The following is a 23,199-nucleotide window of genomic DNA, read 5'->3' on the forward strand; positions in this document are numbered from 1 at the left end:
AACCATTGAAAATCTATTCAAAGTAAATGGTCACTACCGATCCCACGACAACCTTGCTCCCCGGTGCGGGATCCTGCCGAAGCGCCTTCGTTCCATATCCGTTTGGCTTTATAGAGAGACCAAGCTCGGCCAGTAAATTTGTGGCTTCTATCAGGGACTTCCCGGTGCAATCAGGAACAGTCACTTCACCCTCTATATATCTGGGAGTTTGGGTATATAGCAAAATTGTAGAATTTTTAGGTACACGGCTGCCCGGTTTTGGAATTTGGTCGGCTATACGTTCACCTGCTTCTTCGATACGGGAGGCAAGTCCGGCTTTCTGTAAAGCCTGTATTGCATCCGCGATGGGCAGATTAATCACACTTGGTACGACAATATGCGCTTCTTTGCTTTCAGCCCCGCCGCTGGCGGAAGCTTGCGGCGCAACTTTAAGATACGGCAATACATCTTTCATTACAGCCGCGAAAACCGGAGCGGCAATCTGCCCACCATAGTAAAGTCCCACCGGCTCGTCGATAATAACCAGCATTGCCACCTGCGGGTGGTCAGCGGGAGCAAATCCGATAAAGGATGCTACATATTTATCCGGAAGATAGCCTCCTCCCCCTACTTTTTGTGCTGTTCCTGTCTTGCCGGCAATGCGAAATCCTTCAATATAAGCATTTCGGCCTGTTCCTTCTTCAACAACTTTTTCCAGAATTCCTTTTAATTCACGGGCAACAGACGCTTCCATCACCCGACTTATAACGTCAACCTGGAAACCTCTAATTATTTGGCCTGATTTATCACGCACTTCGCGAACAATTTGCGGCCTGTTAAACTGACCATCATTGGCAACAGCCGAAACTGCGGTCAGTAGTTGAATAGGCGTAACGGCGATACTCTGGCCAATGGCCATGGTAGCAATATTAATAGGCTTGACTTTTGTCTTGTCAATTAGTATTCCTTTGGCTTCACCGGGAAGATCAATGCCGGTTAACCGTCCAAAACCAAACTCCTCAATATAATCGTAAAAAGCTTCGCTTCCCAAACGCAGACCTATATTAACAAAGCCAACGTTACATGAGTTTTCCACTACCTGAGTGAAACTTTGGCTACCGTGGCCGCCATGCTTCCAGCAGCGAATATGCCGTCCCTGCACCTCTACTGACCCCGGATCAAAAAACCGGTCTTCAAGTCTAACCACCTTCTCGCTCATGGCAGCCGCCGACGTAATAATTTTAAACGTTGAACCAGGCTCATAGGCGTTTGAAACAGCCACGTTCCGCCACAGTTTCGGTGAGTATTCGGCAAACCTGTTCGGATTGTAGTCCGGTCGGTTAGCCAAGGCCAATATTTCTCCCGTGTCGGGCTTCATGATAATAATTGTGGCCGCCTTGGCCTGAGTATCCTTCACGACCCGTTCCAATTCCCGCTCGACAATTTGCTGAATCACAATGTCGATAGTTAAATAAATATTATGACCGTCGGTAGGCGGAACAAAGCGGTGGGTCGCTTGGGGTATTTCCCGCCCGCGGGCATCATATTCTACAACAATGCTTCCCGGCCGACCCCGCAGGTAGTTGTCAAAAGTCAGCTCCACACCGTCCAGCCCCTGGCTGTCAATGCCGGTAAATCCTAGAATATGAGCGGCTACATTGTCGTGGGGATAATAACGCTGACTTTCCTGAGTCAGACCAATTCCCGGCAAATTAAGCATCTTTACGGCTTTAGCGGTATTTGCATCAATCTTGCGTTTGACCCACATAAAAGCCTGCCGCTTTTTTAATTTTGCCGCCAAATTATTGGCATCCAACGCTAAAATAGCAGCCAGTTTGGCTGCTGTTTCTTCAGGATCGCGTATTTCGGCGGGGATGGCATAGACGGACTCGGTACTAATACTTACTGCCAGTTCTCTGCCGTTCCGGTCAAAAATAATACCTCGCTTAGCCTCGACGGGAATATCTCTCACCCGCTGGTCTACGGCATTCTCGGCCAACCAGGCGCTTTTATAAAATTGTAAATAGGCTAAACGACAGACAAGCCCTGCCATAATGACCGTGGCACAAAGAAACAGAATAGCCACTCTCTTCCGAACGGTAACATGGGACGAAGTAGGCGCCACACAATTCTCCCCCATTACTTAGATTAGCGCCCCTTACTCGCCTCCGCCCTGCCGACTGTAAAGAAATTACGAATTTCACCGGCTACGGTACTTCCGGTCGTTCCCTGCGCTTTTTCCGCCGTGTTCGTCGTGTTGGCAGAACAATAGATTCTCTCAGGTACGACCATGCCCAGTTGGCTTGTAGCAATATGCTGGATTCGTTGCGGCGACTTTAGCTTGGCAATATCTAAACGCAGGAGCTCGTTTTCTTTTTCCAATTTCGCCAGTTGCGCTTTCATTTGCACCAAATCGTAGCCGGCCTGTACAATGGCCGCACTTTGTACTGTAACGAGAAGCGCCATTACCGCCGCAATGAATATTGCCGACAGGAAATTCAGCTTTCCCCGTCGCTTAAGCCGGGGACTGGGCGTTTCAACGGGTGGGGCAACTTGCTCTTCATATACAAACCACTCTTGCCGTTTATTCACTAACATATGTATTGACCCTCCCCTTAAATTAGAACAAAATACCGCCACAATCAAACCTTTTCCGCCACGCGTAATTTGGCGCTACGGGCCCGGTGATTATCATCCAGTTCTTTTTCCGTAGGGGTAATCGGCTTGCCTAAAATCTTCACTTTTGGTTTGTTATGACAAACGCAAACTGGCAATTGCGGGGGACACACGCAACCTTTGGCTAATGATTGCAGCGTATGTTTCGCGATGCGGTCTTCCAGTGAATGGAAGGTAATGATGCAAATGCGACCGCCGCATTTTAAAAATTCTACCGCTGAGATAAACGCGTCGTGTAAAATACTAAGCTCATTATTTACCTCAATGCGGATAGCCTGAAAGGTCCGCTTTGCCGGGTGGGGCCCTTCACACCGGGCGGCGGCAGGAATTGCCCGCTTAATAATATCTGTTAGTTGCCCCGTCGTACAAATGGGAGCGGTCATTCTGGCCTGAACAATGAAGCGAGCAATGCGCCGCGCCCAACGCTCTTCACCGTAGTCCCTGATAATCCTGGTTAATTCATCCTCAGAATATGTATTAACCACGTCATAAGCCGAAATGGGCGCCGACGGATCCATGCGCATGTCGAGCGGAGCATCCTGCATGTAGGAAAACCCGCGCTGGGCCACATCAAGCTGATGAGAAGATACCCCTAAATCAAAAAGCACTCCATCTACAGACTCAATACCGAGCGTCGTCAGGATTTGGGATAAATTGCGGAAATTGTCACGCACCAGATCGATCCGGCAGGAAGCCCCGACAAGCCGCGCTTGTCCCGCTGCAATGGCCGCCGGATCCTGATCGATGCCAATCAACCGTCCTTGCGGGTTGAGCCGGCTGGCAATAAGCGCCGAATGACCACCGCCGCCGAGCGTACAATCGACATAAATCCCGGCCGGATTGGTAACAAGTGCTGATACAGTTTCTTCTAAGAGTACCGTTTTATGATAAAACTCCACGACAATCACTCCATCAGATGCCCAAGTCGACCAATTCTTCCGCCATTTGCGCCACTGTCGGGCCAAGTTGGTTGTTATAATCATCCCAGATCTTCTTGCTCCAAATTTCCACGCGGTTAGATACGCCGATAACGACTACATCTTTATCCAGCTGAGCATACTCACGCAGATTATTGGGCAATAGTATCCGGCCCTGTTTATCGCATTCCAGTTCAGCCGCACCGGCAAAGAAGAAACGGACAAAGGCCCGGGCTTCCGGCTTGGCCAACGGCAGTTGCTTAAGCTTGTTTTCTAGGATGGCCCACTCTTCCAGACCGTATACAAACACACAAGTATCCAAGCCTTTAGTGGCGATGAGCCTGTCTCCCAACTCAGCCCGGAATTTAGCCGGTAAAATCAGCCGTCCTTTAGTGTCAATTATATGCAGGTATTCTCCCATCAGCACGGCTGTTTCACCACCTTGCCGGACTTCACCACTTTACACCACTATCCTCCACTTTTTGAATACTTTCGGGTTAAAAAAGAAAAATCCTCCATATTAACGGAGGATTTTAAAGAAATTCTAAAATTAGGAAGAAAGACCTAGTTGCGAATAATCCCTAATCTTTCAAGCAATGGTGCGCCGTTAAGGCGAATTAAAAAACTACGAAAGGTTTTGGCACTTTTAAAAATAGGAATCCGTTCTAGCGCATAAGGATCACTGCTAACACCTGCCTGGCCATAACCAAAGCATCTTCAGCCGAAAGCTTGGTCAGCACCGCGTGACTGGCCGTATGTGAACTGAATGTAAAACCGTCTTTTTGCAATTCCCGTACCTGGTCCCAATTCATATAGTGAGGATCGTTAGACAGTTGTATCCAGCCAAACTATGCCAGGTGCCGGAGCAAATATTTACAACCAGTGATAGCATCGCATTCAATTTTCAATATTGCCTTGTGGTCCATAGCCGTTGGCCCCAAGTTAATGATAGCGGTTTCCCTGCTCAGTTCCGGGAGATAGCAGGCAGGAGCAACCTCCAGGGTTGAGCCGATCACCAGCATAAGGTCGCTGGCACGAGCCAGCCGTTCGGCCTGCCGCCATGTCTCCATCGGTAGTTTATCACCGAACAGCACTATATCGGGCCGCAAGACAGCGCCGCAACAGGCAGAGGTAGGAAGTTGTCCGCTTTGCAGGAAAGCGACTAAAGGCCCGTTCATGTCATACTCTGTTCTACATTCCATACAATAGCCGCGATACAAATTACCATGCAGCTCCCAAACCACCCCGGTACCCGCCCGGCTGTGCAAGCCATCAATATTTTGCGTCAATAGGCCGCGCAACACCCCTTTGGCCAAAAGACGAGCCAGCGCAATATGCGCGGCATTCGGCGTGGCAGCTAAAATAGTTTGGATTAACGGGCGAAGCACTTCGTACGCCTTAGCTGGCTGGCGGCGCATAAATGTCGAAGTAAGTTGAGACAAATCAGTATTAATCCGGTTAATGCCGCGAAAGTCCGGGATACCGCTCGCCGTTGAAATCCCGGCGCCGGTAAGAACAGTTACATGACTGGCCGCCCGCAGGCGCTCTACAAGCTTAGCCAAGTCCCGTGCTATTTGCATACGTCAATCACGCAGCCGTTGGTAATTTGGCGCAGCCTTTCCGGGGCAATGGGCAAGGCCGAGTTAGCGGTACCGGCCGCAGCATAGACGATATCATACTCATATAGGCTTTGGTCCAGATAAACAGGTAGCACTTTAAGAAGGCCTACCGGCGACACTCCACCCGGAGGAAACCCGGTAAATTCCTCCACTATTGCGCTATCGGCAAATTTGACCTTCTTAACTCCTATTGCTTTGGCCAATAGTTTTGTGTTTACTTTTTTGTCGCCGCAAGTAACAACTAATAACGGGTTTCCTTCGGCGATAAAGACAAGGGTCTTAGCAATTTGACCAACGGTAACCCCCAGGGTCTGAGCCGCCATTTCTGCAGTGTGTGTACTGCTGTCAAATAAAATTACCTCTAAATCCGAATACGGCTCCAAGAATTTTTTTACCCGTTCAAGTGGCATAAAACCCCTCCTATTCATCCAATCGTCTAACCTGCAATTTTCTTTGACAGTACCGGCGCGCCAACAGCCGCATCCCGCCAGTTACCGCTTTCCCAATTGAAAAAAGGAACAGAAAAAGCAAAAACCGATTGCCGGCTTTAACGTCTCTTTTTTCTGCAGGCGGAACAATAGCAAAAGCAAGACAAAAACCACTAAGTTCCATGTTGTCTATATTTTGTATTTTAACTATTTGTGACAAAAAATACTAGCCGTCAAATTGCATAGTCAACATTGAAGCAGCCACAATAATAGTGAAAAGCTTACAAGATTCGAACCAAGATTTCTTAAATGCTAGCACATCCTTATTCAACCCGTTTTCAGACAAGCTGACTTCGCTAAATGCCGATGATATTTGACGCTATCAAACGAAGGAATTCCATGACACACTGTCCAATTTTATGATATAATTCTTGTGGCTCTTGTTTTGCCATAATGTTCTATTGAAAGGGGGTTTGAACAGATGCCCGTAATTACCAAAGAGATGAGTATTCTCGAAGTGGTACAAAAATACCCCGAAACAGTAGAAGTTTTCCGTAAATACGGAATGGGTTGTTTTGGCTGAGCGGCGGCTCGTTTCGAGAATATAGAGCAGGGTGCTCTAGCTCATGGGATCGATATTGACGCCTTAATGGCAGACTTAAACAAAGCCGTCCAGCCAAACGGTTGATACTATACGGCCAAGACAAAAAAGACAGGGCATAACGCCTTGTCTTTTTTATTAACCATTTAGCGGATTTACCAGAATGACGCGGGCAATTTCCCGGTCAACTGCCAGTCTGCTGTTGTCAAGACGCAGAACAAAAGCAGGATAAGTTTGCTCTACTTCCACCTCCACCCCTGGAAAAAGCCCAAAAGCGGTTAGTTTATGGATATGTTTTTCTTCCGTTGTCTGCAGGCGGGCCACTCTGCCGCGCTGCCCCGGCTTGAGGCATAATACGGCTATATATTCGGTCATACTTTCCACCTCTTTCATAATCGCAGAGCCGGAAAGGAAACCAGCCAATTAGCGATTATTCCTGACCCCAACGCCGTCGCCGCTATCAACAACACCATCAACAACGAGGCCATCAACCCGCGCTCCTTGATCATTACGGCAAATTGCGCCACACAAGGAACGAATAGCGTTAAAGTCACGGCCGCCACAAAAAGCTGATTGGCGTCCAACAACCCAGCCGCAGCCATGTCATACAGCCCTGCGGCGCCGTAGTCACGCCGGAAAAAACCGAATAAAAACATCTGGGCCGTTTGCGGCGGCAGGCCCAATAACATCATCCAGGGCTTAGCAGCCCCGACAAGGCTCTGAAGAATACCCGCCTTGTCAGCAAACCACAACGCTAAACTGGTGGTTAGAAACACCGGCAATATTTCTACGAAATACCACACCATGCGGGTATAGGCCTTGGTCAATACATTAGACAGTACAGGCAGCCTTAGTGGCGGTAATTCCATATAAAAAGCGCTGCGCCGCCCCGGAACGAGCCGCGCCGCCAGCCATCCTGCCAAACCAAAAACGACGGTAATATAAGCCAACCAGAGCAAAACTGCTTTACCGTTATGGGAGAGTAACGCTAGCACAACCCCCATTTGGGCAGAGCATGGTATCGTTAAGGCCAGGAGGAAGGTAGCCAAGAAACGCTCCCGCCCCGTTTCCAGTGTTCGGGTAACCATTACGGCCATAGAACCGCACCCTAGACCCAACGTTATCGGTATAACGGCCCGGCCGTTTAAGCCAAGCCCGCGAAAGAAACCGTCGACCAACATCGCCAGTCGCGGCAGATACCCGCAATCTTCGAGAAGGGCAAAAGCCAGGAAAAAAGTACCAACAATCGGCAGGATGATGACTACGGCATATCGGACACCGAGGGTAAAAAGGCCATAATCGCCGAGAATTAAAGAGCGCATCCATTCCTCGGGCAAATATGCGAAAACCGCCCTTTCCACCATAGGATTAATGAAATCCGCAAAAAGCCGTTTATCCAGCCAGTCTACCAAAAAACCTGCGCCAAACCGGCCGACAAATTGATATAACCCTAAATATAGAACTAGACACAGTAGCGGCAAGCCGGTCAACGGTTGGCGGACAAACTTATCTATATGCTCAGCTAATCTTGGTTGCCGTTTTTTACCGTACCGGACAATACCTGCCAGGATTTCGTCGACCTGGGCTTGCCGCTCGGCTGCCAAAGCATAGTCCAAACCGTCCGGATAAAGGGCTGCCAAGTCGCCAATAATTTTACGAATTAAGGCAACCCGAGGCTCCTGCTGGAGTTTTTCCCGCATCTCCGGATCGCTCTGCAGCATTAGCAGCGCCACCATTCGTTTATTCATGCCATAATCCTGCACTAACATTCCGGCGATGCGCTCCAGGGCTTCCTCAATCGCCCTGCTAAACTTGGGCAGTGTGGGCTGATGGTATTGGTAGCGGTTTACCGCTGTTTTTAATTCTTTAAGTCCTGTCCGGTGAACGGCCGATGTAGCAACGACAGGAATACCCAGTTTCTCCGCCAGCAGGCTGCGCTTTATATAAACGCCGTCACGTTCGGCCTCGTCAATAATGTTTAAGTCCAAAATCACCGGCAGACCTGCCTCCAGCAATTGGAGGGTCATATTGAGCATTCGCCTGATATTTTTAGCGTCGATAACATGAACGACTACGTCGGGACGCTCGCTAATTAGCAGCCGCCTGGTAACTTTCTCTTCCTCGGTTATGGGAATAAAGGAGTACAGTCCCGGTGTATCAATGATTTCCCAGTTATTACCGTCAAACCTTCCCATTCCGCGACCGATATCAACGGTTGTACCCGGATAATTCGAAACAGTGACATAAACGCCGGTAAAATTGTTAAATAAAACACTTTTCCCTACGTTAGGCGCTCCCACCAGCACCGCTTTTTTCCCCACATGCTGCGTCATGCTTTTCCTCCGCTTTCCAATCACTACGATATTTCCTATTCACGGAGGAAGCCAATTATGAATCACACTTAAAAAGGCGCATCAGGAAAACCCGATGCACCTTTTAACTATACCAGCGGCGATATTTTGGCGGCAATGGCTTGTTTAGGCATGAAGCCGATCAGTTTTTCACCAGGCTCGCCATTTTTAAACAAGATCATGGTCGGCAGGCTCATCACACCATACTTTTGCGCCAAGGAACGGTTTTCGTCAACATTAACTTTGACCAGCTTCACCTTGTCGCCCATTTCGTTCGCCAACTCATCGAATACCGGTGATAATTTAGTACAGAACCCACACCAGGGAGCCCAAAAGTCGACCAGCACCGGTTTGGCTGAGTCTAGCACCTCTTCTTGGAAATTGGTCTCATTGACGTTTAAAACATTTGCCATCTTAATCCTCCCTTCAGTTACGCTGTAGTTTATGCTTTACGGTTGCGAATTTCAACCATAACGCAAGCATGATGGACAACATTAAGCCCTAGGCTTTCCGCGGTGCGGATTACTTGTTCTGTATCAGCCCCCGGCTGCAGCCACACATTTTTAATATTTAGTTTAGCACAATCATGCAAAATCTTCTCCCCTACGCGCGGAGGTACAACAATGTCTACGACGTCTGGCTTGTCAGGAAGGTCGCCAAGTGTCGGATAGCATTTTTCGCCCTCAATTTCCGTGACGCCCGGATTTACCGCATACACTTTATACCCTGACTCACGTAAGAAGTGAAAAATTTTAAAACCAAACTTTTCCCGATTATTCGTCGCTCCGACTACGGCCCATGTTTTTAGTTTGAGAAAATCATCTATAAGTTTCAATTATTTTCCTCTCCTTGTCCATAAATTTTATTTACATTATATTCCTCTTGGTATTTTGAGTCAACTCGCGTCGTATTATACAGCTTTTGGCTTTCTTTACAGCCATTCTCGCGCATTGGCCGAACTAAAAAGAATCCGCATGCTTAATAAAACTTTGACTTAGCCTCAAAAGCAAAAAACTGAAACGGATAACTTTCCGCTTCAGTCTTTTTTATGTAAATCAGCCCGCGATGCCGTCACCTTACTATGTTCGAAACCCGCTTCTCGCAGGTGGGTATCCTAAGACGTGCTTTTGCCTTCCACTCAAAGGAGGCATGGCAGCCACACGCCATCGGATTCCCGATGTCATTCTGTAGGTTGAACATAACTCAAGGTTAACGAACATCACAGGCTTATTGCCGTATCAGCAGGATGTATAATATCATGAGACAATGGCCGCGCTCAAGTCCAGCCAATAATGATTAGGACTGTTTTCAATAAACTAAATCCGTCTAAGCCGACAAAGCTTTTTTATGCTCCGCGAAACCGCTCATCCTATCTCGCACAGGCAAGCAAAGACTGAGCAGCCAGCGCGAAACCCAACGGAGCAGACAGAACAATACAAAGACAAATGATTTTTAAGGCCTTCCACTTAGGTGGCAATTGGGCCTGCGTCCCATAGTAGTGCAGCCCTAATAAACAGATGAGCGACGGTATCCACACTAAGGCGTAAAAAAAGGCTAGCGGCACGCCGTAAAAAACCCTGCGCCAAAATAGCGCAAAGGCTACCAAGTTTTTCGGCCAAGACGGGAACTAGAGTCCTTTTAGGTGATGCACGTCATTCACCAAAGCGACGACAGCGCGCTCGCGGTAATACTCAATAATATTTACAGCGGTATTATCCTGCCGGATATTCCATACATAGTTAAGATGAATATTTAAAGCGGCGCACAAAAGGGTGCGAATTGTGCCGCCATGGGATACAACTACAATCGTCTGATTGGGGTGTTCGCTTACAATGCGTTTGATAGCCCCTTCGGCACGGGCCTTAAGTTCCCGGAATGTCTCCCCACCTGGAATTACCACATCGTCCGGGCTGGTATACAGTTTTTTCATAATATCCGGCCACTGGCTATTGATGCCGTCATAGGTCAGCCCTTCCCACGCGCCGAAACGTATTTCCCGCAGTTCTGGTACAGTAACTACGGATAGGCCATGTTTAGCTGCGATAAATTCGGCCGTTTTGTACGCCCGGCTTAGATCGCTGGCAAATACGGCGGCAACATTCTCACTCGCCAAGCGGTCAGCCACCAGTTGCGCTTGCCTAATTCCCAATTCCGTCAATTCGATGTCCGTATGTCCCTGATATTTCAGTTCCAAATTCCATATCGTCTGGCCATGGCGAACCAATATAACCTTAGTCATTTTGTCCCCCACATACTGCCGCCAGAATTCGCAGCAACTTTTTATTGTCTTCCTCTTTTTTCACGGCCACGCGTACATAATAAGGCGTCAAACCAGGATAGTTGCTGCAATCGCGAATTAATACATGCTCCTCCATCATAGCTTTTCGCAATGCAGCCGCCGTCATTCCCGTTCCGGCTACGTCGATAAAAACGAAATTAGCTGCCGGCGGAAAAGGCTTCAGTCCGGGTATTTGGGCCAGCCCATCGTATAAAGCCTTCTTGGCGCCAGCTACATATTGACGGCTCTTATTGCGGTACTCTTTATCCTGCAGGGCGGCCACCCCGGCGGCCTGGGCCAAAGCATTGACGTTCCATGGATCTTTGCCGGCATGCATGATAGCAGCCAACCGGGGAGCAGCTAGCGCAAACCCCAACCGTAGTCCTGGGATAGCATAAAACTTAGTAAGCGAGTGAAGAACTACTAAATTAGGGTAGCGAGCGAGCAAAGTTCGACAAGTATATCTCTCATCATCAAAAAGAAAATCAATGAAAGACTCGTCGACAACGACCGTAACATCGTTTTTGGCTGCGGCGTAAAGCAGCGGTTCCAATTCGCCCGCCGTCAGCACCGTCCCGGTTGGATTGTTGGGATTCCCGACAAAGACCATATCAATAAACGGAAGGGCAGCGATAATCCGCTCTACCGGAAGGGTAAATCCGTTATCCGGCGCGAGCGGCATATAACGGATAACGGCTTTTGCGGCGCGAGCCGCCCGTTCGTACTCACTGAACGTAGGCGCTGCCACCATTACCTGTTGGGGACGAAGGGCATGACAAAGCACATAAAGCAGTTCCACTGCCCCATTCCCGACCGTAATTTGGTCGACAGAAACGCCGTAATGCCGGCCGATGGCTTCTTTTAACGCCCATGCTTCGGCATCGGGGTAGTTCACAACGTCGTCAATACTGTCCAATAGACATCTCCGCACGCTAACCGGCAAACCAAAGGGGTTAATATTGGCGCTAAAATCAAGAAATTGTTCCGCATTTTTGCCCATTAGGCGAGCAGCTGCATAAATGTTCCCGCCATGTTCATAAATACTTTCCTGTGCCATACTAATCCCTCACAATTGTTAGACCGCCGGCAATGAGCCGAACCGTTCTAAAGAAAGCTATATTCGGACAAGCTGACAAAACGGCATCCACACAAGGGGCGATGGCCGCTTTCCTGTCTGCCGGAAACAGGACGCCAAGAACAGTGCCGCTATGTGCGACATTTACCCCCACCGCGCCAAAGCGTACTGTTAATTCAATAATTGTTTCAAGACAAGGCTTGTAAAGGATGGCTTGGTTGGCTATGGCACTAATGGTTGCCCCCTGTCCAATAAGAGAACTGTCGCCTGTCGCCAAGCCGCGCCGCACTAATTCCAGGGCTTGGCGCACCTGTTTTTCCTTGGCGGCATTTAAGCCAGCCAGATCGCTGCGCCGGTTAAAACACTGGGTGTCGACTTGTCCACCCACATCGAAAACAGCGATGAAAAGAGCCGGCGGCATGCCAAGAAAACGGCGGATACGGCCGTGGACATGGTCTATCATCATAATACCCGGATAAAAAAGGCCGTCGGTGGGTTCGATACTAAGCGCAATATCAGCGATTTCATCAGGAGTCAAGCATCTGCCAACATATAAGGCGGCAGCCTGGCAGGCGGCGCTAATGTCGGCGCTGCTCGACGCCATCCCTTTACCAACGGGAAGGTCAGAACATACCCTGACGCTCAGCTGCGCCTCGCCATGGCCGAGATACTGAAGCGTTTTGCGGACGGCGGTCAGCGTCTTGCTCCCCACGTTCCGGTGCGGCCGGCCGTCGCCGATAATTTCCACTTCTGAATAGAGATCTACCGGACAAGTAATTAGAAAATTTTCCCCGTCAATCGTGCCTTGGACGAGTTCGCCGCAGGTACCGGGGGCTCTAACTTTTACACCCATAGTGCTCTTCGCCCACTTTGTGTACTAGTCCGGTCACGTTACCGGCAAATCCTGTAAGGCATAGGCCACGCGCGCCTCGTCAAAGGTCGCCATTTCATTGAGAACCTTAACACCGGCGTCTACTAGTGTTAACCCGAGGGCAGCGCCTGTGCCTTCGCCAAGCCGCATACTGAGTTTTAGCATAGGCTTAAGGTTCAAATGTTCCAAAATAACTTTGTGGCCTGGTTCGGCCGACAGGTGAGCGGCAACCAGATAGGGCTGAACACGGTTGGTGAGACGATAAGCCGCAAGCGCCGCAGTAGATGAAATGAAACCATCCAGTACTACCAGCACTCGCCGTGCGGCCGCCGCCAAGATTACGCCGGTCAAGGCGGCAATCTCCAGCCCGCCCACCTTGGCCAGAACATCATAAACATTATTAGGATCCGGTCGGTTGACCGCGATAGCCTCCTCTACTACTTTAATTTTGTGCATTAACATTTTAGAACTAATACCCGTACCAAAGCCGACTACATCATGGGGTGCTCTACCGGTTAAGGCGCTCGTTACAGCCGAACTGGCCGTCGTATTGCCAATTCCCATTTCGCCAAGGGCAATAGCCTGAACGCCTTTATCGATAACGGCGTTGGCCACATCCAGACCAACATGGAGCGCCTGTACGACTTGCTCCTGACTCATGGCCGGCCCAAAGCGCATGTTAGCGGTTCCTGCCGCTACCTTCCGGTGTTGGATGGGCAAATCAGCGGGCAAATTAGCCCGGACGCCAACGTCAACCAACACAAGCTCGGCGTTGGCATGGCGTGCCAGTACATTAATCGCGGCCCCACCTTTTACAAAATTATAAATCATCTGTTCCGTTACTTCCTGCGGATAAAGACTAACCCCTTCGGCAGCAACCCCATGGTCGGCCGCCATTAGTATGATCGCTTTTTGGGGCAACGGTGGATGTTCTTGACGTAACGCCCCTGCTAACTGCTTAGCCCTTTCTTCCAGGGCGGCCAGACTCCCTAACGGTTTAGTCAGATTATCCAACCGGAATTGAACCCTGTTCATGACATCGTTATCCAAAGGCTCTATTTTGGCGATTGTAGCGCTTATTCTTTCCATGGCTATAACTCCATTTCTCCACATATTAGAAAGACAAACAATACCAACAGTTCGGTCATTTCTGTTATGGCCCCGTAGATATCGCCGGTGAGACCGCCAATTATCCCGGTGACATAGCGGCCAAACAGTACGGCGAAAGCCATCCCTGCCGCCAGGCTAAAAACAGCAGCCCGACCGAACGGGAAGATCAAAAGCAGGGTAAAGATAGTAGCTATATACAAAGCCCTTTTCCCGGCGTATTGGGCAAAAGCCTTGCCTATTCCTTCCGGCCGGGCGTAAGGGAAAACAGTAATGCCAACTACCATGGCCATGCGGCCGATAACAGGGGCGATAAACAGCGCTATGGGCCGGGAATAGGCGTCTATATCCAGCAGCATCGACCATTTTAATAGCAGCAGCGCGCCAAAGGCCATTACACCGTTGGCCCCAACTCGGCTGTCTTTCATGATTTCCAGCATTCGCTGCGGCGTCCTGCCGGAAAAAAGACCGTCAAATGTGTCCATAAATCCGTCGCCGTGCAGCCCACCGGTTAAAGCAAAACCGGCAACGACCAAGATAGCGGTCCATACATGATCCGGCAAGTAGGCATTGACTACACTGTCAAGCACGGCCAGCATGCTGCCGATAACCGCTCCGACTACAGGAAAGTACTTAACGCTGCGGCCGAATCCTTCCGGTGACCATACATTTTGCCGCACGATATGCAGCCGGGTCAAAAACTGAAGAGCGATAAAAAAATCATTCATCATCTTGGTTCGGCTGTTGCAATGCCGGCCTCCTCAAAAGTAGCCATGTCCCGAAGAAGTTTAATGCCAGCGTCAAGCAGCGTCATGGCCAGGCAGGCCCCTGTTCCTTCACCTAACCGCATCCCCATGTCGAGCACGGCACGAAGGCCTAAAACTTCAAGCATCTTGCCATGGGCAGGTTCTGCGGAAAGATGCGAGCCAATCATATAATTTCTTGCTTCTGGCGCTAAGCCGGCAGCGATAAGGGCTGCTCCCGTGGCAATAACGCCATCTATGACGGTAGGTACCCGCCGGGCGGCGCCTCCGAGAATAACGCCGGCCAGACCGGCGATATCATAGCCCCCGATTTTGCTGAGAACATCCAGGGCATCGCCCCGATTAGGCTTATTAACCAGTAATGCCTGCTGTACAACTTGCTGTTTAATTTTCAACCGCCCGTCGCCAATGCCTGAACCGCGCCCTACTGCCTGCTCAGGCGACAAACCGGTAAAAACGCTGGCAATAGCCGCCGTGGCCGTGGTATTGCCAATTCCCATTTCCGCCAACGCAAAAAGACCATATCCCTGATCGATACACATATTGGCTATCTCGATTCCTACCTCAAGGCCTTTCACTGCCTGCTCGCGGGTCATTGCCGGCCCTCGGGTGAAGTCTTCAGTACCATAGGCAATCTTACGGTTGATAATACGGGGGTGTTCCTTAAGATCCACGCGAACTCCCACATCAACAATAAACATATCGGCGCCGGCGTGACGGGCGAGCACGTTGGCCCCCGCTCCCCCTGACAAATAGTTGTAAACCATTTGTACGGTCACTTCCTGGGGATAGGCGCTTACGCCGTGAACGGCGACGCCATGGTCACCCGCCATCAAGACCATTGCTTTACGGGGAATTGACGGCATCTGTTCTCCCGTCATGCCGGCATAGTTAGCCACGAGCGTTTCCAACTCGCCAAGGCTGCCCTGCGGCTTGGTCAGCCGGTCGAAGCGGCGCTTTACCGCGGCGGCAGCTTGGTGAGCGACGGGGGGAATGTTGCGAATGGTTTGCTGTAATAATTCCAAGTCGTATTAACCTCCTCGATATTACCATATAAACACTAAGAAAAAAAGCACCGTTAAAAACGTAACCAAATACATCAGCCGGATTGTCTGTCTTATGTGATAAGGCGCCAAGGAATTTTTTGCTTCTCCCATGTAGGGCCGGAAAGAGGGAATGCCGCTATAGTAGTTTAACCCGCCCAAACGGATTCCCAGGGCTCCGGCCGCCCCCGCCTCGGCTATGCCACTGTTCGGACTGGGGTGTTTGGCCGCGTCACGCCAAATGGTCTTAGCAGCCCCCCATGCGTCAAACCGTAGCAGCCACGCGGCAATAATGATAAAAATACCTGTCAGGCGTGCCGGCAGATAATTAAAGACATCGTCTGTCCGCGCGGCAACCATGCCGAAATTACGGTATTTTTCGTTCTTATAACCTACCATCGAGTCGAGCGTATTCACCGCCCGGTACAGAAAAGCGAGCGGTACCCCGCCGATAGCAGCGTAAAACAGAGGGGAAACGATACCGTCGACAATATTCTCGGCAACCGTTTCTACCGTTGCCCGGGTTATTTCGGCTTCATCCAGTTTGTCGGTATCCCGCCCGACAATCCAACCAACCTTGAAACGGGCCTGCGCCAAATCACCCGTCGCCAAATAGCCGTAAATCTCCTGACCGGCCTCGGCCAGACTGCGGGGCGATATGACAAACGACAATAACAACGCTCCTCCGGCAAGCGCCGCTACCGGATGCCACTCCTGCAAAACTTTCATAATCAACCAGGTTATCCCATAGACAATGGCTAGCACGCTCGCTACCAAAACAGCCCCGGCCAGTTTTTGCGTAAAGGTCGAATGCTGCGGGCGCCGAAGTCCTTTCTCCAGGCTGGCAATCAGCTTGCCAATTAATACCACGGGATGATACTGGGAACGGGGATCGCCGATAAAGGCGTCAACGCTGACCGCAATTAACGGCAAAAATTTATCCAATTCGCTCAGCATCACCGGACACCCATGATACGATACAAAAGTTCCATGTTTAAACTCTTGCGGACAACTTTGGCCAAACGGTCGTAATTTGCCTGCTTCTTCGCCTGAATATCGGTGACCGTCGCCAGTGGGGCTAAACCTTTGCGCACCCGCAGCGCGTTAACCACCGCCCGGCGGTATTTGTCATTGTCGAAGATACCGTGTATGTAGGTTCCCATGACCAGGCCGTCAGGCCGCACCACGCCGTCATCATGGTAGCAAGGTTGTCCGGAACGGCTGGTAATGGTAAAGGCCGGCTGGACCGGGCCCGTAAACTCCGTACGGCCCATATGGATTTCATAGCCCTGCAGCTCGGTTTCGTCATATCCCAAGCCCAAAAAGCCATGGCTAATGCAGCGCGCCGTCACCTGATGGGTAATTTTTTCCGGGGCAAAAGTCGTAACGGTATCAAGCAGTCCCAGCCCATCCACCCGCTCATTATCCGATTCAGTGCGGTAGGGGTCGCGAATTTCCTGCCCCAGCATCTGATAACCGCCACAAATACCGACAACCGGTATGCCCGCGTCTACCAACCGAAGGATTTCCTGGTCATAGCCGTTACGGCGCAGATACAGCAGATCCTCGGTGGTATTTTTGCTGCCCGGCAGTACAATAAGATCTGGCTTGCCCAGTGTCTCACCCTGACGCACATAGCGGACGGTAACGCCTGCTTCACTTGCCAAGGCATCAAAATCGGTGAAATTGGAAATTGTCGGCAGGCGAAGTACGGCGATTTCGACCTCACCCCCACCGTCCGCCCGTTTTTCATCAAGAGAAACCGAATCTTCGTCGTCGATGCCCAAGTTTTCAAGATAAGGTACAACCCCAACCACAGGCTTGCCCGTCTTTTGTTCCAGAAAATTCAATGCCGGCTGCAAGAGGCTTATGTCGCCGCGGAACTTATTGATAATAATGCCTTTGACCAAATCGCGCTCATCCGGTTCCAACAGTTCAAGGGTACCGACTACCGATGCCAAAGCCCCTCCCCTGTCAATATCAGCTACCAAAAGTACCGGCGCCGGTGCCAGTTTGGCAATACGCATATTAACAATATCATTGGCCTTGAGATTAACTTCCGCGGGACTGCCCGCTCCCTCGATGACGATAACGTCGTACTCGGCATGAAGCTTGCGCAAACACTCCTTAATTACTTGCAGCGCCTGCCTGCTGTACCTGGAATGATACTCCTTGGCCGACATGGTTCCGACCGGCCGGCCAAGAACAATTACCTGCGAACAGGCGTTACCGGTCGGTTTTAGCAGGACCGGATTCATTTCTACTGCAGGCTCAAGCCCGGCCGCCTCGGCTTGGGCCACCTGGGCCCGGCCCATCTCCCCGCCTGTTTGGGTCACATATGAATTAAGGGCCATGTTCTGCGCCTTAAAGGGCACAACACGCATAGCATCCTGGTGGAAGATGCGGCATAAAGCGGTGGTCAGGATACTTTTCCCTACATGCGAGCCTGTTCCCTGTAGCATAATCGTTTTGGCCATTTAACTCCCCCCTGTCCGAACGGCCAACTGTTTAATATCTACCGCTAAGCCGCAAACTACCAGGTATACTTCGTCAGCGGCCGCGGCCACCCGTTGGTTGACCTTGCCGGCTACATCGCGGTACTCACGGGCAAGCGCATTATCTGGTACTATCCCCATGCCCACTTCGTTGGTTACAAAAATCACGGTCGCTTGACTGGCCTGCGCTGCCTCAATCAATTTGTCAATGGCGCCGATAATATACCGCTGCCTTTCCGCCGGCTCGGTCAATGTCGCGGCGGCCAAGAGCAGATTGCTTGTATAAAGCGTCAGACAATCAAATAGCACTACTTTAGCCGTTTGGGCGGCCTGCGCAATTGCCCGGTCGGCATCGACAGGGGCTTCAATCGTAAGCCATTCGGCCGGACGGCGGCGTTGATGAAGTTCTACCCTTAGCCGCATTTCTTCATCACCAACTTGCGCGGTTGCAATATAAACCACCGGTTCGCCCGCCGCGGCGGCATAATGCTCGGCAAAAGTACTTTTGCCGCTGCGAGCGCCGCCGGTGACCAGCACAATTTTACCTCTCATGTCTGTCACGTCCTCTAAACTTAATGCACTGCTCGACGAACCTTCCGGCCGCCTGCTTATTGCCGGCAAAATGAATATGCAGGTAAGAAGCCAAGATATTATCGGTCGCGAACCCCCCACGATAGGCTGCCCCCGTACGCACTTTCGTAAATTCGAAAGCCCAGGGAAAATCCGTGTAGTCGTCGGGAACCATGCGGGAAAAGTGGAATTCATGGCCCCGCAGCTTCTCACCGACCAAACATAATACAGTGTCGTGGAGCGCCCTTGTCTCCACGTATCCGACCGTTTGCAGGTTTGACTGCATTTCGCACACGGCTGGAATTAATCCCACCATATCATAAGCTTGGCCACCAAATCCGGAAATTTGTCGGCATAAATACATCAAACCGCCACACTCGGCATAAATGGGCATGCCGTCTTTCCCTGCCCGAAAAATAGCCTCACGCATCGGGCGATTCGCCGTAAGCCGTTCCAGAAACATTTCCGGAAAACCACCGCCTAGGACTAGTCCGTCGACGGGCGGTAAAAATTGGTCATATAGCGGGCTGAACTCTACCAGTTCCGCTCCCTGCGCAGTCAAAACATCTAAACTTTCCGGATAGTAAAAGGAAAATGCCTCATCCTTGGCCACGCCGATGCGAACGTGTCCCCTGTCACAACGCGAATTATCCAATGGTGCAACCAAAGGCGGAGCCTGTTTCGCCAAACTAATCAGTTCATCAACTGCGACTTGTTCGGCCATCCGGTCCGCCATAACGTCAACCGTTTTCCGCGCGTCGTGTTCAGTTACCGGTGTTAACCCGAGATGCCGCTGCGGCGTCGACAGCCGGTTATCGCGAAAAACTGCACCGAGCAAAGGAATACCCAGACGGGAAAATGCTTCGGCCACCATGGTGCGGTGTGTTTCCGAGCCGAGACGATTGACAATTACCCCAGCCAACCGGATATCTTGGTCATACAGTTTATAACCGAGCGCAATGGCGGCAGCGCTTTCGCCCATAGATTTGGCATCAATAACCAATATTACCGGAGCATCGAGCCGTTTGGCAATGACTGCCGTACTGCTGACCCCGCCCCGGCCGCCGTCATACAGCCCCATAACCCCTTCGATAAGGGCCAGCTCGCAACCGCTTGCCGTCTTTACAAACAGGCGAACCATTTCCTCCGGCGGCATCAGCCATGTATCAAGGTTATGCGCCCGCTTGCCACTGGCCAGGGCGTGATAGCCAGGGTCAATATAGTCGGGACCGACCTTATAAGATTGAACATTAAGCCCGCGCCGGGCCAGCGCCGCCAGCAAGCCGGTCACAATTGTCGTTTTACCGACCCCGCTATGCGTGCCGGCAATGACAAGCCGCGGTATTTGAAAACAAGTCATGCGCAATCCCCCTAATATTCCACGCCGCGCCTGGCGTCGATACCCTGCGCGATGGGGTGTTTAACGGCTTGGCAAATTGTTATGCTGTCGGCAAGATTTAATATTTCTTCCGGCATCTTTCTTCCTGTCAAAACAAGCTTCATCTTCGCCGGCCGCAGACTGATCAGTTTTATTACATTAGCGACCGGCAGCAGGCCACGGTTTACGGCATGACTAATTTCATCCAATATGACCATATCGGCGTCACCGGTGGTAATAACGTCTGCCGCAAATTTAAAGGCACGGTCGACAAAGCCGTGAATGGGGTTGCGGTTTTCCCGGAAACAGCGACCGCATTTGCAGCATACTTTGATGCCCATACGAATTTCCGCTGCATCAGGACAACCGAACCCAAATTGGCGAAGGATAAACCGCCCGGCAAAACTGGGCGCTGCGAATAACTCCCCCGTATATCCCGTACCCTTTAGAAACTGGACCATGACAACGCGTTCACCGTTACCTGCCGCGCGCAGTCCCATGCCCAAAGCAGCGGTGGTCTTGCCTTTGCCGTCGCCGGTATAGACGTAGACTTTACTTTCCCGCTGTGGTACACCCATCATGCATCCAACATATAAAGGAGAGCGTTAACGGCCGCCGCGGCTATCGGACTGCCGCCTTTATTGCCGATAACCGTAATATACGGGACAGGGGACTTGGCTATTAAAAGATCCTTCGCTTCAGCGGCGCCGACAAACCCAACGGGTACACCGATAATCAAAGCCGGTCTAATCTCCTGTTGTTCCATTAAACGCAAAAGTTCAAACAACGCTGTTGGCGCATTACCGATAGCGACAACGGCGCCATTAAGCCGCCGGCCAAAGGCGCGCATGGCCGCCATCGCGCGGGTTATGCCCTGCGTTTTCGCCAGGCGGGTAATTTCATTGTCAGCGACAAGACAATGCGCTTCGCCCCCATGCTCTGCCAGTTTGCGCTTGTTGATGCCAGTACGCACCATTTCGACGTCGGTAAAAATGTGGCATCCCGCTTTTAAGGCCGCGCAACCGGCACGAATCGCCTCAGGATGAAGCCGGATAATACTGGCATAATCGGGATCGCCCGCCGCATGGATAATCCGGGAAAACACCTTGATTTCCTGGGGCGACAAGTTCAAATCGCGAAGATACGGAGCGATAATATCCATACTGCGCGACTCAATGGCGGTTGGGTCAGTCAAAAATTCAATCATAAGACCTCCTGCACACGCTCCATCAAAATATCCGCGATACGGGAGTCGGCGCCGATATGCGGTGTCATAATTATTGTTATGTCGGGAAACTCCTGCTTAAGCGCTTCGATTTCTTCGGGAATGTCGCTTTGAATATGCATACCGTTAGCAAAAAACATGGGCACGATAATCACCCGCCGCGCTCCCCGCGATACCAGCTTTTTTACGGCCCCGGAAAGATCCTGCAACCCTGACTTGCGATTCATGATTGCCGTTTCTACCAAGTCATGACCTACTCGTGCTTTTACCATATCCGTAACCTGAAAAACTACTTGGTTGGCCTCGCCCACACTGGCGCGACTACCATGGCCAAGCACCACAATCCCTGCATTCATCACAATTCCTCCCGTATGTAATCTAAAACCTCTGCCGGCGATGACACCCTGCAGCCATAATCAATATGCGGCCGGTCGATAACCACCAGCGACAGGCCGAGCTCCATGGCCGCGGAAAACTTGGTGTCCGTGCCGCCGATCGCGCCACTGTTTTTGGTAACGACGACCTCTGCGTTACACGCCCGAAACATGGCGACATTGAGTTCGTGCGAAAATGGCCCCTGCATGGCAATGATATCACGGGGGCGAAAACCAAGCCGCAGGCATTCGGCCACGACAGCAGGATCGGGCAGCACGCGGGCAACAAGCCGGTGACTAAGGAGCAGTGTTTCCTGTTTGAATACCGTCAACGCCCGGCTGCCAACAGTGAGAAAAATCGTTCGCCCCAGTTCAGCCGACAACCGTGCCGCGGCTGCCGCATTATCCGCAACGTACAGTTTTTCGTAGCGCGGCAGCGGCGTACCAGGCCGTTCATACCGCAAATAGCGAACGCCGGCGCGTTGACAGGCGGCGATGGCGTTTTCGGACGCCGCGGCGGCATAGGGATGACTGGCATCAACTACCAGCTTCACCGCACGCGTCCGGATTAGGTTGTATAATCCATCTCTATCCAGCGGACCGGTATGCACAAGCAGACCCGTTTGCCGGGCCAAATCCCGGCCATAACCGCTTACCACTGACACGAGTACGGGAAACCCGGCGCGCTCCAGCAGCGCAGCCAGCTCCCGCCCATCTTGCGTTCCGGCCAGAACCAAAATCACAGCCGGTACCCCCGGGGTGTAATCATCCGGCCATCCTTTATATAAGTCTGGCTGTTCCCAATGATCACCAGCGAAAACATGTCGATGAACTCTTTGGTAAAATCAGCTAACGTGGATAAGACCATTTTTTCCTTAGGACGGGAAGCGTGATGAACAATACCGACAGGGGTGGCAGCCGGCCGGTGACGAAGAATAATTTCCCGCACTTCCTCAATTTGACTGACCCGCCGCGTACTTTTCGGGTTATAAAGGGCAATGACAAAGTCGCCGGCAGCGGCCATTTCCGTCCGTTTACGAATAACTTCCCAAGGAGTCAGCAAGTCGCTTAAGCTAATGACCGCGAAATCGTGCATGAGCGGCGCACCCAAGAGAGCTGCGGCGGCCCCTACCGCGCTAATACCGGGAATAATGTCGACGGCAGGCCGCACATCAACCGGCGCTTTCAGCGCCAGCTCCAACACCAGCCCGGCCATGCCGTAAATTCCCGGGTCACCGCTGGATACAACCGCTACCCGTTTACCGGCAAGCGCCTGATCGACGGCAGCCTGGCACCGTTCTATTTCCCGCATCATCCCGGTTCCGATAACCTCTTTCTCCGCTAAAAGTTCCCGGACAAGTTCCAAATATGTGTCATAGCCTACTACCACCTCAGCCGCCAACAGCGCCTCCCGCGCCCGCGGGCTCATGTCGCTAAGATGGCCGGGA

General features: G+C 51.3%; 27 protein-coding genes and 1 other RNA gene. 1 reads left to right on the forward strand and 27 read right to left on the reverse strand.

Annotation, left to right across the window (positions count from 1 at the left end):
- Positions 1-13 precede the first annotated feature (13 nt).
- The 7 genes from BLQ99_RS01560 to BLQ99_RS01590 all read right to left on the reverse strand — a co-directional run bounded on the left by BLQ99_RS01560 (position 14) and on the right by BLQ99_RS01590 (position 5,601).
- The gene (locus BLQ99_RS01560) at positions 14-2,119 is read right to left on the reverse strand and encodes a stage V sporulation protein D (protein ID WP_093687471.1); all 2,106 of its coding nucleotides are present in this window, start codon (positions 2,117-2,119) and stop codon (positions 14-16) included.
- An 8-nt stretch (positions 2,120-2,127) separates the two neighbouring features.
- The gene (gene ftsL / locus BLQ99_RS01565) at positions 2,128-2,577 is read right to left on the reverse strand and encodes a cell division protein FtsL (protein ID WP_093687473.1); all 450 of its coding nucleotides are present in this window, start codon (positions 2,575-2,577) and stop codon (positions 2,128-2,130) included.
- Between the two features lie 44 nt (positions 2,578-2,621).
- Complete coding sequence (rsmH, locus tag BLQ99_RS01570; RefSeq protein ID WP_093687475.1) at positions 2,622-3,554, reverse strand: 16S rRNA (cytosine(1402)-N(4))-methyltransferase RsmH; 933 nt, start codon at positions 3,552-3,554, stop codon at positions 2,622-2,624.
- Between the two features lie 13 nt (positions 3,555-3,567).
- The gene (mraZ, locus tag BLQ99_RS01575) at positions 3,568-3,999 is read right to left on the reverse strand and encodes a division/cell wall cluster transcriptional repressor MraZ (RefSeq protein WP_093687477.1); all 432 of its coding nucleotides are present in this window, start codon (positions 3,997-3,999) and stop codon (positions 3,568-3,570) included.
- A gap of 238 nt (positions 4,000-4,237) precedes the next feature.
- Entirely contained in the window at positions 4,238-4,384 is a 147-nt protein-coding gene (locus tag BLQ99_RS14710) for a polysaccharide deacetylase family protein (protein ID WP_143005852.1), read from the reverse strand.
- Between the two features lie 36 nt (positions 4,385-4,420).
- Positions 4,421-5,152 carry an SIR2 family NAD-dependent protein deacylase gene (locus BLQ99_RS01585; RefSeq protein WP_093687479.1) on the reverse strand — a complete coding sequence of 244 codons (732 nt, stop codon included), beginning with the start codon at positions 5,150-5,152 and terminating at the stop codon, positions 4,421-4,423.
- The gene (locus BLQ99_RS01590; RefSeq protein ID WP_093687481.1) at positions 5,143-5,601 is read right to left on the reverse strand and encodes a YbaK/EbsC family protein; all 459 of its coding nucleotides are present in this window, start codon (positions 5,599-5,601) and stop codon (positions 5,143-5,145) included. Before BLQ99_RS01590 ends, BLQ99_RS01585 begins: the two co-directional genes overlap by 10 nt.
- A gap of 499 nt (positions 5,602-6,100) precedes the next feature.
- On the opposite strand from BLQ99_RS01590, the gene BLQ99_RS14715 reads away from it, so the two are divergent.
- Complete coding sequence (locus tag BLQ99_RS14715; RefSeq protein ID WP_143005853.1) at positions 6,101-6,307, forward strand: DUF1858 domain-containing protein; 207 nt, start codon at positions 6,101-6,103, stop codon at positions 6,305-6,307.
- A gap of 51 nt (positions 6,308-6,358) precedes the next feature.
- On the opposite strand, the gene BLQ99_RS01600 is transcribed toward BLQ99_RS14715, so the two are convergent.
- The 20 genes from BLQ99_RS01600 to cobJ all read right to left on the reverse strand — a co-directional run bounded on the left by BLQ99_RS01600 (position 6,359) and on the right by cobJ (position 23,180).
- On the reverse strand, positions 6,359-6,595 hold the full coding sequence (locus tag BLQ99_RS01600) for a FeoA family protein (protein ID WP_093687485.1): 237 nt from the start codon (positions 6,593-6,595) through the stop codon (positions 6,359-6,361).
- A 14-nt stretch (positions 6,596-6,609) separates the two neighbouring features.
- Entirely contained in the window at positions 6,610-8,553 is a 1,944-nt protein-coding gene (gene feoB, locus BLQ99_RS01605; RefSeq protein WP_093687487.1) for a ferrous iron transport protein B, read from the reverse strand.
- A 107-nt stretch (positions 8,554-8,660) separates the two neighbouring features.
- On the reverse strand, positions 8,661-8,984 hold the full coding sequence (gene trxA, locus BLQ99_RS01610) for a thioredoxin (RefSeq protein ID WP_093687489.1): 324 nt from the start codon (positions 8,982-8,984) through the stop codon (positions 8,661-8,663).
- Positions 8,985-9,013: 29 nt separating this feature from the next.
- On the reverse strand, positions 9,014-9,406 hold the full coding sequence (locus BLQ99_RS01615; protein ID WP_093687491.1) for a CoA-binding protein: 393 nt from the start codon (positions 9,404-9,406) through the stop codon (positions 9,014-9,016).
- A 218-nt stretch (positions 9,407-9,624) separates the two neighbouring features.
- Positions 9,625-9,802, reverse strand: a non-coding RNA gene (gene ssrS / locus BLQ99_RS01620) — 6S RNA.
- Between the two features lie 396 nt (positions 9,803-10,198).
- Positions 10,199-10,810, reverse strand: coding sequence for an alpha-ribazole phosphatase (gene cobC, locus BLQ99_RS01625; RefSeq protein ID WP_093687493.1), 612 nt, complete (start codon positions 10,808-10,810; stop codon positions 10,199-10,201).
- Positions 10,803-11,906, reverse strand: coding sequence for a threonine-phosphate decarboxylase CobD (gene cobD / locus BLQ99_RS01630; protein ID WP_093687495.1), 1,104 nt, complete (start codon positions 11,904-11,906; stop codon positions 10,803-10,805). The genes cobC and cobD overlap by 8 nt, the downstream gene beginning before the upstream one ends.
- Position 11,907: 1 nt before the next feature.
- The gene (locus BLQ99_RS01635; protein ID WP_093687497.1) at positions 11,908-12,777 is read right to left on the reverse strand and encodes a GHMP family kinase ATP-binding protein; all 870 of its coding nucleotides are present in this window, start codon (positions 12,775-12,777) and stop codon (positions 11,908-11,910) included.
- A gap of 33 nt (positions 12,778-12,810) precedes the next feature.
- Positions 12,811-13,884 carry a nicotinate-nucleotide--dimethylbenzimidazole phosphoribosyltransferase gene (gene cobT / locus BLQ99_RS01640; RefSeq protein ID WP_093687499.1) on the reverse strand — a complete coding sequence of 358 codons (1,074 nt, stop codon included), beginning with the start codon at positions 13,882-13,884 and terminating at the stop codon, positions 12,811-12,813.
- Positions 13,885-13,886: 2 nt separating this feature from the next.
- Positions 13,887-14,630: an adenosylcobinamide-GDP ribazoletransferase gene (cobS, locus tag BLQ99_RS01645; protein WP_093687501.1), complete on the reverse strand. Its 744-nt coding sequence runs from the start codon at positions 14,628-14,630 to the stop codon at positions 13,887-13,889.
- A complete protein-coding gene (cobT, locus tag BLQ99_RS01650) occupies positions 14,630-15,691 on the reverse strand; it encodes a nicotinate-nucleotide--dimethylbenzimidazole phosphoribosyltransferase (protein ID WP_093687503.1) in 1,062 nt (353 codons plus the stop codon). Before cobT (BLQ99_RS01650) ends, cobS begins: the two co-directional genes overlap by 1 nt.
- 21 nt (positions 15,692-15,712) lie before the next feature.
- A complete protein-coding gene (cbiB, locus tag BLQ99_RS01655) occupies positions 15,713-16,666 on the reverse strand; it encodes an adenosylcobinamide-phosphate synthase CbiB (RefSeq protein ID WP_171904565.1) in 954 nt (317 codons plus the stop codon).
- Positions 16,666-18,186: a cobyric acid synthase gene (locus tag BLQ99_RS01660; protein ID WP_093687505.1), complete on the reverse strand. Its 1,521-nt coding sequence runs from the start codon at positions 18,184-18,186 to the stop codon at positions 16,666-16,668. The genes cbiB and BLQ99_RS01660 overlap by 1 nt, the downstream gene beginning before the upstream one ends.
- Positions 18,187-18,756 carry a bifunctional adenosylcobinamide kinase/adenosylcobinamide-phosphate guanylyltransferase gene (gene cobU / locus BLQ99_RS01665; protein WP_093687507.1) on the reverse strand — a complete coding sequence of 190 codons (570 nt, stop codon included), beginning with the start codon at positions 18,754-18,756 and terminating at the stop codon, positions 18,187-18,189.
- Positions 18,746-20,134, reverse strand: coding sequence for a cobyrinic acid a,c-diamide synthase CobB (locus BLQ99_RS01670; protein WP_093687509.1), 1,389 nt, complete (start codon positions 20,132-20,134; stop codon positions 18,746-18,748). The genes cobU and BLQ99_RS01670 overlap by 11 nt, the downstream gene beginning before the upstream one ends.
- Positions 20,135-20,145: 11 nt before the next feature.
- Positions 20,146-20,730 (reverse strand): cob(I)yrinic acid a,c-diamide adenosyltransferase, encoded by a 585-nt coding sequence (locus BLQ99_RS01675; protein WP_216093615.1) that lies wholly within the window; start codon positions 20,728-20,730, stop codon positions 20,146-20,148.
- Positions 20,730-21,356, reverse strand: a complete 627-nt coding sequence (locus BLQ99_RS01680; RefSeq protein ID WP_093687806.1) for a precorrin-8X methylmutase — start codon at positions 21,354-21,356, stop codon at positions 20,730-20,732. The genes BLQ99_RS01675 and BLQ99_RS01680 overlap by 1 nt, the downstream gene beginning before the upstream one ends.
- A complete protein-coding gene (locus BLQ99_RS01685) occupies positions 21,356-21,733 on the reverse strand; it encodes a sirohydrochlorin chelatase (protein WP_093687513.1) in 378 nt (125 codons plus the stop codon). The genes BLQ99_RS01680 and BLQ99_RS01685 overlap by 1 nt, the downstream gene beginning before the upstream one ends.
- On the reverse strand, positions 21,733-22,494 hold the full coding sequence (gene cobK / locus BLQ99_RS01690; RefSeq protein WP_093687515.1) for a precorrin-6A reductase: 762 nt from the start codon (positions 22,492-22,494) through the stop codon (positions 21,733-21,735). The genes BLQ99_RS01685 and cobK overlap by 1 nt, the downstream gene beginning before the upstream one ends.
- The gene (gene cobJ, locus BLQ99_RS01695) at positions 22,491-23,180 is read right to left on the reverse strand and encodes a precorrin-3B C(17)-methyltransferase (protein ID WP_245690222.1); all 690 of its coding nucleotides are present in this window, start codon (positions 23,178-23,180) and stop codon (positions 22,491-22,493) included. The genes cobK and cobJ overlap by 4 nt, the downstream gene beginning before the upstream one ends.
- Positions 23,181-23,199: the final 19 nt, after the last annotated feature.

Origin of the sequence: Sporolituus thermophilus DSM 23256, assembly GCF_900102435.1 — a bacterium.
In the GTDB taxonomy this organism is placed as follows: Bacteria; Bacillota; Negativicutes; order Sporomusales; family Thermosinaceae; genus Thermosinus; species Thermosinus thermophilus.